The sequence below is a fragment of the Paenibacillus sp. sgz302164 genome (assembly GCF_056120505.1).
Genome location: NZ_JBVYOL010000029.1, coordinates 37,428 through 49,346, shown reverse-complemented (window position 1 = coordinate 49,346; position 11,919 = coordinate 37,428). Strand labels below are relative to the sequence as shown.

Here is an 11,919-nt window from a genome sequence, read left to right as displayed (position 1 = left end):
TATAGGATTCGCAAGGCAGGCAAGGAATGCGACGCTATACAGCAAGACGCTATCAAAACCCACTGTGCAAGTGGGAATGGGGCATGGCAGCCCTTGCTGGCAAAGGGCGACCGTCTTAGCCGAGTCTCGGGCTCGAGGAGGCAGCACATCTACCCGGCAGTGCGAGGAAAACCTGCAAAAGTGCAGTTTTTTGCCCGTTGTGACGCCGGCAACGAACAATTCCTGCAATTGTACAGGCTTTTCGCCGCGAACAAGGGCTCAGATGCATTTTCATCGAAAATTCCTGCACAATCGCAGGCTTTTCGCTCGAACGAGCCGCTTTCACGGGAAAAGCCTGCACTTTTGCAGTTTTTTGGACTACCCGGGCACCGTACCCGGCCGCCACCTCCGGCTGCGCCGTCTTGGGCGGCCATAACTATATAGCCGGATCGCGCATGTTTTCCAACATATTACAAATACTAGCGGTCAGGAGGCGAAACGCTATGGTGCTGCTTGATACGGCTTTTCGGACGCTGATTGCATTTATTCTTATGATGGCTATTACCCGTGTTATCGGCAAGCATACGATTGCGCGCATGACCTATCATGATTTTGTCGCATCGGTTACGTTGGGGGCGATTACGGCCAATCTCGCGTTCAACACCCAGCTAAGGATATGGAATCCGATCGTTTCTTTTTTAACGTTCAGCCTGATTGCGTATCTCATTTCGTACATTTCTTTAAAATCGCGCAAGTCGCGCAAATGGCTGGCAGGCAAGCCTACGGTCGTCATCGAACATGGCAAAATTTTGGAGCAGAATTTGAGGAAAATCAAAGTTTCGCTCGATTCGTTAAATCAGGAATTAAGGGAAGTTCAGATTTTTGACCCCGGAGAAGTGGAGTATGCCGTCCTGGAAATCAACGGGAAGCTGTCCGTGTTGAAAAAGCCGGAATACATGCCTGTTTTGCGCAAGGACCTGCAATTGCTTTACCCTGTTAATAAGCCGCAGTTCCCGGTTGAGCTGATCATGGACGGACAAGTCGTAACGGAAAATTTGCGCCTGACCGGGTTATCGCCGGAATGGCTTTCCGCGCAGCTGAAAAAGCGGGGGGTCAAGGCGGAAGAGGTATGTTACGCGGTCAGGGGGACCAACGGGGAGATGTTCTACGATTTGTATCAGGATCGTATTCGGCATCCGATCGATGTGGAGTAACCGGGGCGATCGGAGCAGCCGGAGCAACTTAAACAACCCAAAATACCGCAAATCCTGCGAAAAACGACGGGTTTGCGGTATTTTGGTGTTTGCGGTCTTTTGGTTCATGTTTCGAGCAAAATGCGCCCTGTCTGAGACAGGTCATAGCCTTGGATGGAGCGCAGCTCGCTTTGAAACGGCTCGGATTGCAAAACCTGTTTGACCTGCTCGATCCATTCGAGATTTTCCGGTTTTTTGAGCATGACCAGATCGTAGCGCTCCCGGATCATGCAGATGAAATCGACGCCGCCGACCAGGTGAGCGGCCTTCTCGTTGCCGACGCCGACGTCGGCTTGTCCGGAGGCGACTTTGCCGGCTACGCCAAGGTGATTCGTTTCTTCCTCGTCATACCCCAGCAGCGATTGGGGGGAGATGCCGTGGAGCCGCAGCTGCTCGTCCAGCAGCACGCGCGCGCCGGAGCCTTTTTCGCGGTTGGCGATCCGCAGCCCGGGCTGCTTGAGATCGGCCCAACTGCCAATTTGCTTCGGATTCCCTCGGGGTACGTACATACCTGCATTGCGCGAAACAAGATTGACGACGACGTAGGAGGAGCCGATCAGCAGCTTGCGGATATAGGGGAGATTGTATTCGCCGGTATCCCCGTCCAGCAGATGGGTGCTGACGATATCCGACTCGCCGCGGTACATCGAAATCAGGCTGTCCAGACTGCCGACATAGGAGCGGAGCGGCCGGAAGCCGGGCGCTTTTTTTTCCATGTATTTGGCCAGTATGTCCAGACTGACGTCTTGTCCGGTAATGACGAGTGGCCGGGCCGAAGATGCCGGAGATTCGCTTCGTGCCGCAGGCGCGGGGCTGTCCGCTCTGAAAGCTGCGGGATTCCCGCTTTTTGCCCGATTTTTGTAGGCCTCCAGATCCGTCGCGTCCACGCGCATCTGCTTGCCGACCCGGTAGGCCGGAAGGTCGCCTTTTTTGATCAAGTCGTATACGGTCAGCTTGGATATTTTCAAAAGTTTCGCTATTTCTTCAGTCGTATAGGAGATGTCGGCTGTCATAATGGCCACCTGCTTTCCGTTTGCATGTATATTCATCATAAGCGGATCGTTCCGGCATTTCAATTTTAATGTTAGATATTTACTAGTATACAGGGATTCAGTATAATTATTTAGAATTAAATAGGTCTAAATATATTTAGATAGATTATATTTTATAGGTGGAGGGATTCATATGTTTAAAAGAGTTAAAGCCAGTAGTCTGTTGTTGCTGCTCGGGATTGCCATTGCCGTCTTCACGGGTTGCGCAGAGAAGAAGGAACAGCCGGCGGCAACTGCCGGGACCCAGTCGCAAACGCCTGCAGCCACTGCTCAAACGACCCAGACTCCTGCTGAAAAAGTGGAGCTTACGATTTCGGCGGCGGCAAGCTTGACCGATGCGTTGAAAGAGATTCAAACCGCTTATGAAGGCAAGAACAAAAATATAAAGCTGAACTTTAATTTCGGCGCTTCCGGCGCTTTGCAGCAGCAAATCGAGCAGGGAGCCCCGTCCGACGTATTTCTTTCGGCTGCAACCAAAAATATGAAAGCTCTCGTCGACAAACAGCTGATCGATAGCGCACAGCAAAAAAATTTGCTGATCAACGAATTGGTCGTTGTGGTGCCTGCCGACGGCAAAGCTTCCGTGCAAAAGGTCGAGGATTTGTCCGGTACGGATATTAAGCATCTGGCCGTGGGCGAACCGCAAACGGTACCGGCAGGGACTTATGCAAAAGAAGCGCTCACCAACGCCAAATTGTGGGACTCGCTGCAATCCAAGCTGGTGCAGGGCAAAGATGTGCGCCAAGTTCTTACTTATGTGGAATCCGGCAACGCAGAGGCCGGTTTCGTATACAAAACCGATGCGCTCACTTCGAAAAAAGTGAAAGTGGCCTTCAGCGCCGATCCGAAATCATACACGCCTATCGAGTATCCTATCGGCATTGTGAAAGCGACCAAGCACAGCAAGGAATCCGCCGATTTTTACGCCTATCTCCAAACGAAAGAAGCGCTGGACGTGTTCGTAAAATACGGTTTTACCGTGCCTAAATGATCATGCCGTCAATCGATTGGAATGAGTTTGTTTCTCCCATTCTGATCTCCTTGAAGGTGGCCGTCTTTTCCAGCGTGTTTGTTTTAGTGCTCGGAGGATTATCGGCATGGGGGATGTCGCGGCGCAGCTTTAAAGGGAAGACGCTGGTGGAAACTTTGTTTTTGCTGCCGCTAGTGCTTCCTCCTACGGTCGTAGGTTTCATCCTGCTGGTGTTTCTGGGCAAAAAAAGCTGGATCGGCTACCTGATGGAGCGCTTGTTCGACCAGTCGATCATTTTCACCTGGGGGGCTGCCGTGATCGCTTCGGTCGCGGTAGCTTTTCCTTTGGTGTATCAAACGATGAAGACCGGGTTTCTTTCGGTCAGCCGGGACCTCGAAGACGCAGGCCGGTCGTTGGGGGCGGGCGAGTGGCAGGTGCTGCGATTCATTACGCTGCCGATGGCCTGGCGTTCTGTCGTGACGGCGTACATACTCGGGTTTGCCCGCGGGCTGGGCGAGTTCGGTGCGACGCTGATGATTGCGGGAAACATTCCGCACAAAACGCAGACACTGCCGACAGCGATCTATATCGCCGTGGAGTCGGGGGATTCGACGCTTGCCTGGTGCTGGGCCGGTGCGATCATTATTATATCTTTTATCATGTTGTTTGCGGTTAGCGGTAAAAAATAAGCATCGCCACGGTTATCAAGACCTAAATTTATTAAATAAGGGGTTTCACATATTAGACGTATCTAATATGTGAAACCCCTTATTATTAAGCTATCGTTCCTCGTTTGTTTAACTTGACGCTCCTCTATTTGTAATACTCGATAATAGAAGCATGCGGTACTTCACCTATCTCTCCTACTAGGGTACGAAAAGCCATTCCGTGCCCAGTAATTATCACCTTTCGATATTCAAGATACTTAGCAATTACTTTTCTTTAAAATGGCTTAACGACCATAAGCACCAATATGGCAATCATCAGCAGCTGTACTGCCGTCTCGATTGGTACGATCTTTTTTATCAGCAGTCCGAACTCGGCGGGTATTTCATTACCATGGTCTTGACTTTCAGATATGATCTTTATGATCTTTTTCATACGCGGCTCGATCCATCCGTCGATCATGACGACCATGAGCAGCGATGAAAGGATGGATACATTCAGCCACATTTGGGATAACCCCATCTTGGTTATGATCATAAGCCAAACCCCGGTTAAAATAAGTACGGTTCCGCCAATTTTAAGCATTATGGCAAGTCTGGTCGTTATACCAAAAGCAAAGTGCATCTGGCCCACGGTTCTAGCGGATCTTCGAATGATGGGCATCACGATAGCGGGGCCAATTACGGCGATCGAAGCCAATATATGCAAAGCGAGCAGTAATCCAAACAAACCCATTATCCCCCTTCTCCTCAGTGCACCGTAATATTGCTTTGATAGGCTAGACCGACCCTTTTTCTTTTAAACGCTCCTCCGAGCTCAAGATGGTTCAACATACATATTGCGACATCGTCATAAGCAACATTCAGCTCTTGAAGTCGGCTGAACAAGTGACCGGCTATATCTGCCTCGGAATATTCCCTGATCGTCTCCGGAATCGGAACGGGCAAGGTTTCCGTTGTTACATGTAGATGAACCGGATCTGGATGCTCTCTCGAATCAATCATTGTTCCCGGACACATAATGGACCAATCGAGCCCAGTCTGTTGTAGCCTTTCGAAATTCCGGTTGTGATTTCTATACTCAGGTGGGAAGCCGGGTAAATTGTTGCCGATAAGATCAGTATATGGAATATCCAGCAGGCCGGCTCCTCCCATTATCCATACCCGCCCAGAGAAACTAGGTTGGGATTCACATTGGCTTATAATGTTATCGACGATACGAACAAACTCTTCTCCCTGGCCCGCATGGCCGGCCGCAATAATAGCGGCGTCTTGATGCGCGAGTGCCTCACCGACGCTCACCGGGTCCATAATATCGTCCACGATCACCTTCACATGCTTTGCGGAATGCTCACCTAGTTGATCATGAAGCTTCTCAGAATTTCGCACAAATGCGGTCATTTCATGCCCCATTTTTATCCCTTGTACCAACACTCTTTTCCCTGTATTCCCCGTCGCTCCAAAAACAATAATTTTCATTGTTCTTTCCTCCTCTTAAATGGACCCCAACATTTGGTTAACTCAAGCTTAGCATCGCTTCAAAATTATGTTAAGAACCCACTTTAAAGTAGGGTACTTACTTAAAAGTAAGCATGACCAACCCGATAATTAATTCATATCAGGAGTGCGACTGTAGGTAAACAAAAGCTGCCCGGAATCCCGTGGCAGCTTTTGTTTTGAGTTGATTGAATTAGTGTGCAAGTTCATTGAACCAGCTTTATGACGCTGGCTCTTCATATTTCCGCTTATTATGGTTTTCTCCCCAAGCACACATGACTTCTGCTACAGGAATCAATGTTCTGCCGTATTCACTAAGAGAATATTCTACTTTTGGAGGGACAGCAGGGTAGACCGTTCTATCGACTATGCCTTCTCGTTCCAAATCTCGGAGATGTTGTGAAAGCATTTTTTGTGAAACATCAGGTATAAGCTTTTCCAGATCGTTGAATCTCTGTTTGGATTCAATCAAATGCCATAAAATCATTGGCTTCCATTTGCCACCTAAAACATGAATGAGTGTCTCAACTGGACATTCACGCTGATGAATCATTGATAAATCATCCCCTTACTTTTAAGTAAGTGCATTACCTAAAATTAACATAACAAAATTTTACGATAGCTCTACAATCAAGTCAATCGTTGAAACTAAAAAGGATAAAGACATTAACGAATGCAGTATTCACCTCCGCCCTACTATCCCATAAAACAAAAATACATTAATTCACATTCTTAAGCTCCAGACCATGGCATTTAAAGTTATAATTCGGATTTTTCCTAACCTCTTCTTTCTGAAGTTCATACATGGCTATTTTATAGTTTATTTCCTCCAAATGCTTTAAGTCTTCTTCAAGTTTCTTCTGCACTTCCAATTTATGGTTCACCAATATTTCTTGTCTTTGCAAGAAGGTAACATTTCCTACTTCAAAAAGATCCTTATATTCTTTTATCTTAGCAAGAGACATTCCTGTCGCTCTGAGACAACGAATAAAAGATATCCAATCTATATGTTGTTCGGTATAAACTCTTCGACTGTTTTCATCACGAGATACATTTGGCAGAATCCCTTGCTCTTCATAAAATCTAAGTGTCTTTGCCGATATATTTAAGTTCTCCACTACATATTTCATTGAATACAACATTTACCTGTCCCACCTCTAGTTACAGTTACTGTAACTAAAAGAATATCATAGAGGATTATGAAAATCCAATAATCTTGGCTTATTCATATGAAAATTTACGCTTGACTTACCCTAACGTCAACAAATTACATTAAGGTAGAACCTGTAACAGGGAGGGTTGCGATGGATCAGAATGGTAATAATAGCACCAGAAAAATACTGGATAGAGAGGTTAATGAAATGAATCAAACATACAGTAAGTTATTTAAATCCTTCACATTCAGAAGCGGAATAACAATCAAGAATAGAGTCGTTATGGCACCTATGACAACCTGGTCAAGTAATGACGACCTTACCATTTCGGATGAAGAGGTACACTATTACAAACAAAGAGCAAATGGAGTAGGACTCGTCATTACAGGTTGTACTCATGTTACACCTAATGGGCAAGGTTTTACGAATGAATTTGCCGGATACAACGATGAATTTATTCCAAGTTTACGAAAATTAGCTGATGCAGCCAAAAGTGGAGGTTCCCCTGCTGTACTGCAGATTTTTCATGCAGGCGATAAAGCCTTGCCTGGATTGGATGCAGTCAGTGCGAGTGCATTGCAACCTGAGGTTACTACTTTTGGTCCAAGTGCAGAAACAAGGGAGCTATCCCATGAGGAAATCGTGTCAACTATACGTGCTTTTGGCGATACAACGAGAAGAGCGATTGAAGCTGGATTTGATGGCGTCGAAATTCATGGAGCCCATGGATTTTTAATTCAAAACTTTTGGTCTCCGGCAACCAATCAACGGACAGACCAATGGGGGGGAACACTTGAGAATCGACTGCGTTTTCCATCGGCAATTATTGAAGAAATCAAAAAGGTAATTGAAATGCACGCTACAAAACCATTCATGTTAGGATATCGTTTTTCCCCTGAAGAATCCTCCAAAGTGGGCGGATTACGAATGAAAGACACATATGAATTAATTGATTTCCTTGTTGAACAAAATTTAGATTATATACATGCTTCATTAGATCATGTTTCTTCCAAGCCGGTAGATAGTCAAGATGAAAAAACAAGGCTTGAATTGATTCTTGAGAGAGCAAACGGTAAGGTACCTGTGTTGGCGGCCGGTTCCATAATAACACCGGATGATGCTCTTAAAGCTATGGAATTAGGATTACCGTTAATCGCCATCGGGCATGCGTTAATGATGAACCCCGATTGGGTTGAAAAGGTTGCAAATGGACGTGAAGCCGAGGTCGCTTCTGAGCTGAGCGTTTCGAAACGCGACCAGCTTCATATTCCAGAAAAACTTTGGAATGTTATTCAAGCATCGCCAGGTTGGTTTAAAATTGGTAAATAGAAAAGTAGCCTATAGGCTACTTTTTCTATTACCTTGAAGTAACCTGCCAGTTAGCTGGCTTGACACGAAACCAAAAGGTTTCGTAATATATAAAGAGAAACCTTTTGGTTTCGTATTATGAACTGGAGGTACTACTGAACTATGGAAAACAAAAGCCAGCCGACACTGCCGGATATTCGCCAGACTATTGTATTGAACGCGCCGATTCAGAAAGTATGGAACGCCGTAGCTACATCGGAAGGCATTGCCGTATGGTTTATGCCCAATGATTTTAAGCCTGAAGTAGGGTATGAGTTTCACCTGGAAGCGGGTCATTTCGGCAAGTCTCCTTGCAAAGTAACGGAAATCGATCCTCCGAACCGCCTGTCTTTCCGGTGGGGCAAAGATTGGACGCTCACATTCGAGCTCGCCGATCAGGACGGCAAAACGGAATTTACGCTGATCCATTCGGGCTGGGACATCGACCAGGTTACCGAATTCGGACAGCCGCACACGGTCGTTCGCGGCAACATGGCACAAGGCTGGGAAGGAATTCAAAAAAAGCTGGCCGCTTACGTCGAGGCCTGAAATGGCTGAACCGTCCCCGAAACACGACGTGTTTCAGGCCATCGCCGATCCGACCCGCCGCAGCTTGCTGAAGCTGCTCAGCGACCGCGAAATGCCCGTCACCGCCATCAGCGGCCACTTTCCGATGAGCCGGACTGCCGTGTCCAAGCATTTGCGCATTTTGGCCGATGCGGGGCTCGTGAAAGAGCAGAAGGTCGGCCGGGAGACGCGGTACAGACTGGAGCCGGAGCCGCTGCTCGAATTGAAGCGCTGGCTGGCTTATTACGAGCGATATTGGGAAAATCGCTTGTCCGTGCTCAAGCATTACGTGGAGTCGGACGAGTCTCCGGAATAGAAAAAGAACCGCGCGGAATGGGCATCTGCGCGGTTCTTTTTCTATTGTTTAGGAAATTATGATTTTCATCGTCTGTGGATAATATGTATATAAATTTCTGAATAAGCGAAGAAGTTGCTTATTCACACGATAAAATTACCATAATTTTACTTGAAATATTTGTATGATGATGTTAAATTGTATATGTAACAAACATATATTTACATTAAAGGGGTGATAAAAGAAATTAATTCCTTTATTTGGTATTTTTGTGAGACGGAAAAAATTTATTAAAGAGGAGTGTTTTAGCAATGAAAAAACTGATCGCATCCACTTTCGCAACGTGTCTTTTATTTGCTTCTGCTGTTCCAGCTTTCGCTCAAGATAACAATCAGGCTGCTTCCTCAACCGCTGCAAGTGTAGTAGCTGCTAATCAAATTTCGAATGCTCAGCTAGCCTCATTTTCTATTAATTTTTCTTGGAGGTCAGTTCCTAATCTATATAGATACGACTACAGTGCTATTAATCTAACTGATAATTATACTTATGAATTTGGTTCTCAGACTGCGACTGGTAAATATATTACCGGATTTGTACCCGGGAAAACTTATCTGTTTGCAGTTACCGCATATGATGCAAACTTTAATAATATTGGTTCAGGGAACGTTCAGTTTGTTGCCAGCCCTTCAACGACCAGCTATTATATTAATTTAAGATAAATAGCACGAAGAAAGCGTACCTATGCAAAAAAATGTAATATAAAACCGACGGATCGCGAGTTCATCGCGATAGTTCAGCAGCAAACCAACAAATACCGCTCACTTATTGGTTTCTACAAAACCGGTAAAGGAGCGGTATTTTTAGTTGTTACGACCGGCAGCACGTTGAACCAATGCGCGAAGGCGATCAAGGAAGCGGTGCCCGCAGAAGTGTTCGGGATCACATGAATAATGGGAATTTTTAAGGGGGGGGCTGACGAATGAGTCTGAATGTAGGAAATTGCCCTAGATGTGGCTGCATTTATGTCAAAGGCGGCATGTTTGTCCCGGTTAAGCGTGGGCTGCACCCTTATCCGCCGGTCCGTTTCATTTCGAAAAACTCGCAAGCTTCACGGTCGTAGTAAGTCAGCTCGCTGACCCTGGTCTGAACGACGACAGTCGTATCGCTAAAACGCAAAATAACGGCGTTCGAATCTACGATATGATCATCTTTGAAAATCCGGATGCTGGCTTGCCGTTCTACAGCCTCCTGAAAATCGGCATCGGTGTGCAAACGATAGTTGCGGGCCATCGCACCATCTCCTTTCTCTCTGCATGGTTCAAAGCTTCCGCTCTATTGTACCACAAGTTACGGATTTACCGTCAAATGCCCTGATTGCAAAATGCGGGTAAGAAAGCGTAAGCGTGCCGTTCGCATCGCGCATCGCCGTTACGCTGTTCGAGCTGGCGAGAAGGAACCTGCTGCCGATGCTGATCGGACTCGCGGTAACGACGGTTGTCGTGATGCTTTTGGTGTAGTCTCGGAGGAGGGGCCCGAGAGGGGCCCACGTCCGCCGCGGCCAGGCGTCGGCTCACGACAGCCTCTCGGAACGATGCGAGGAGGTCGTTGGGTGACTAGCCTGGGCTGGAGCCCACATCGCTGGCAGAACGCAGAAAGCCCGCGAAAGTCAGGCGGCTGAAAACCTCGCATGCATGGGGGTAGTGCACCTACTTGGGGGGTGCGCAGAAAGCCTGCAAAAGTGCAGCTTTTTGCCGATTAATACTCTGGATTCTAAAAATTCCTGCAAAAGTGCAGTTTTTTTTGCTGAATATGGGGCTCAGGGCCATTTTGATCGGGAATTCCTGCACAATCGCAGGCTTTTTCTCCAAATGACCGGATTCCTGAGAAAAAGCCTGCACTTTTGCAGGTTTTGCAGGTGGTTCAGCCGCTCCGCCAACGGTTGCGCTGCCTTTAAAATCATCCTGCCAGCAAACCTTTGCCCCGCATTTTTCTCCGGAGTATTGTATCGTTTTATGTGGTACGCAGCAAAAAATCTGTGATCTCCACGTTTAATTCATGCTGGAAGCTCTCGCGATTAAAGCCCGGCGGGTCTTGCGAGGGAGGAAAAGATGGATTAGTCATGGCTTCCGGAAATGGGCTCAGAAATGAAAAATGCCCGGCATTCTCAACGATTCTGTGTTGAACCTTTTCACGATCGGGGACCCCGTTCAAAATAATTTGTACATGAAAATAAGGCGTAAAGGAATCCTTTTCTCCAGCGAGCATGAAAATGGGGATGTCGACCGCATTCAATGCGCCATCGGCTTTAAACCAGACGGATGCCGGTGCCAAAAGAACCAATGATTTGATTCTGGGCTCGGGTGTAACATGGATGTGATGGGATTGCCCGTCCGCAGACTCATTCGGGAACGAAGTCGGCACGCCTCCCGCTGCTGCCAAGGCCGAGTATCCGCCCATGGAATGCCCGATTAGCGAAACGGCACCCGGTTTTAAAACACCCGCAAAATCCTTGCTGCTGAAAAACCAATCGACAGCCGCCCGAATATGCCGGGGTCTTTGGGTCAGGTTCTCGACCGTATTTGCCATGGTGTTATTTTTCACATTGTTGAAGGGGTGTTCAGGTATGCCTACGATAAACCCGTTACGCGCCAAATGGCGGGCAAGCGTCCGATAGACAAGAGGCGAACCGCCGTTGCCGTGAGAGATTAAAATCAAGGGGAATACGCTTTCTTGCGGTGTGGCGTTTTTCGAAACATCCAAATAGTAGGGGCCTAGTCTTTCGGTTTTTTCAGGAGTACATGTCGGGTACATAACTATCATAGGAAATGTTACACCTGTTTGCTCATCGACGAGTTCAACCTCCCGGCAGCCGGCAAGCAGACTTCTGTTCACTTCTTTCTCTTCTTGCATATTTATGTCATCTCCTCGAACTTCATCCAATGCTAAACGTATCCATTAATTTATGCAAAGAACCCTGTATGAGTGAATAGGGCATACGAACTGGAGGGAAACACTGTACAAACCATTCCTTCGGGAATAGTTCCCTTTTCCTGTTCAATCCAGACAAAGTGATTATACACGCAGAGTTCGCAGCCATTCCATACGAGGATTAGGATTGAAGCTGGAGGCGGGAGGAACCC

At 47.1% G+C, this 11,919-nt stretch carries 14 protein-coding genes; 7 read left to right on the top strand and 7 right to left on the bottom strand.

From position 1 onward, the window contains the following. The first annotated feature begins 482 nt into the window (after positions 1 to 482). Positions 483 to 1,193, top strand: a complete 711-nt coding sequence (locus tag AC0LWT_RS32710; RefSeq protein ID WP_474685481.1) for a DUF421 domain-containing protein — start codon at positions 483 to 485, stop codon at positions 1,191 to 1,193. A gap of 104 nt (positions 1,194 to 1,297) precedes the next feature. Here the strand turns inward: AC0LWT_RS32710 and AC0LWT_RS32705 are convergent, their stop codons facing one another. Next, positions 1,298 to 2,245, bottom strand: coding sequence for a substrate-binding domain-containing protein (locus AC0LWT_RS32705; RefSeq protein ID WP_474685519.1), 948 nt, complete (start codon positions 2,243 to 2,245; stop codon positions 1,298 to 1,300). A 172-nt stretch (positions 2,246 to 2,417) separates the two neighbouring features. Here AC0LWT_RS32705 and modA point away from each other — a divergent pair, with 172 nt between their 5' ends. Then, positions 2,418 to 3,275, top strand: coding sequence for a molybdate ABC transporter substrate-binding protein (modA, locus tag AC0LWT_RS32700; protein WP_474685480.1), 858 nt, complete (start codon positions 2,418 to 2,420; stop codon positions 3,273 to 3,275). Further along, positions 3,272 to 3,943, top strand: a complete 672-nt coding sequence (gene modB, locus AC0LWT_RS32695) for a molybdate ABC transporter permease subunit (RefSeq protein ID WP_474685479.1) — start codon at positions 3,272 to 3,274, stop codon at positions 3,941 to 3,943. Before modA ends, modB begins: the two co-directional genes overlap by 4 nt. Before the next feature lie 253 nt (positions 3,944 to 4,196). Here modB and AC0LWT_RS32690 read toward each other — a convergent pair whose 3' ends face one another. From AC0LWT_RS32690 to AC0LWT_RS32675, 4 genes are all read right to left on the bottom strand, one after another. Then, complete coding sequence (locus AC0LWT_RS32690; RefSeq protein WP_474685478.1) at positions 4,197 to 4,655, bottom strand: DUF2269 family protein; 459 nt, start codon at positions 4,653 to 4,655, stop codon at positions 4,197 to 4,199. A 14-nt stretch (positions 4,656 to 4,669) separates the two neighbouring features. After that, positions 4,670 to 5,398, bottom strand: coding sequence for an NAD(P)-dependent oxidoreductase (locus AC0LWT_RS32685; RefSeq protein ID WP_474685477.1), 729 nt, complete (start codon positions 5,396 to 5,398; stop codon positions 4,670 to 4,672). Positions 5,399 to 5,636: 238 nt separating this feature from the next. Beyond that, a complete protein-coding gene (locus AC0LWT_RS32680) occupies positions 5,637 to 5,969 on the bottom strand; it encodes a winged helix-turn-helix transcriptional regulator (RefSeq protein WP_474685476.1) in 333 nt (110 codons plus the stop codon). 166 nt (positions 5,970 to 6,135) lie between these two features. Continuing rightward, positions 6,136 to 6,558 carry a MerR family transcriptional regulator gene (locus AC0LWT_RS32675; RefSeq protein ID WP_474685475.1) on the bottom strand — a complete coding sequence of 141 codons (423 nt, stop codon included), beginning with the start codon at positions 6,556 to 6,558 and terminating at the stop codon, positions 6,136 to 6,138. A 219-nt stretch (positions 6,559 to 6,777) separates the two neighbouring features. Between AC0LWT_RS32675 and AC0LWT_RS32670 the strand changes: the two genes are divergently transcribed. From AC0LWT_RS32670 to AC0LWT_RS32655, 4 genes are all read left to right on the top strand, one after another. After that, positions 6,778 to 7,899, top strand: coding sequence for an NADH-dependent flavin oxidoreductase (locus AC0LWT_RS32670; RefSeq protein WP_474685518.1), 1,122 nt, complete (start codon positions 6,778 to 6,780; stop codon positions 7,897 to 7,899). A gap of 141 nt (positions 7,900 to 8,040) precedes the next feature. Beyond that, positions 8,041 to 8,466 (top strand): SRPBCC family protein, encoded by a 426-nt coding sequence (locus AC0LWT_RS32665; protein ID WP_474685474.1) that lies wholly within the window; start codon positions 8,041 to 8,043, stop codon positions 8,464 to 8,466. A 1-nt stretch (position 8,467) separates the two neighbouring features. Next, positions 8,468 to 8,800 carry an ArsR/SmtB family transcription factor gene (locus AC0LWT_RS32660; RefSeq protein ID WP_474685473.1) on the top strand — a complete coding sequence of 111 codons (333 nt, stop codon included), beginning with the start codon at positions 8,468 to 8,470 and terminating at the stop codon, positions 8,798 to 8,800. Positions 8,801 to 9,090: 290 nt separating this feature from the next. After that, positions 9,091 to 9,498 carry a hypothetical protein gene (locus tag AC0LWT_RS32655; protein ID WP_474685472.1) on the top strand — a complete coding sequence of 136 codons (408 nt, stop codon included), beginning with the start codon at positions 9,091 to 9,093 and terminating at the stop codon, positions 9,496 to 9,498. 349 nt (positions 9,499 to 9,847) lie between these two features. On the opposite strand, the gene AC0LWT_RS32650 is transcribed toward AC0LWT_RS32655, so the two are convergent. Both AC0LWT_RS32650 and AC0LWT_RS32645 read right to left on the bottom strand, forming a co-directional pair. Further along, the gene (locus AC0LWT_RS32650; RefSeq protein WP_474685471.1) at positions 9,848 to 10,069 is read right to left on the bottom strand and encodes a hypothetical protein; all 222 of its coding nucleotides are present in this window, start codon (positions 10,067 to 10,069) and stop codon (positions 9,848 to 9,850) included. 720 nt (positions 10,070 to 10,789) lie between these two features. After that, positions 10,790 to 11,689 (bottom strand): alpha/beta hydrolase family protein, encoded by a 900-nt coding sequence (locus tag AC0LWT_RS32645; protein WP_474685470.1) that lies wholly within the window; start codon positions 11,687 to 11,689, stop codon positions 10,790 to 10,792. Between the last annotated feature and the right edge of the window lie 230 nt (positions 11,690 to 11,919).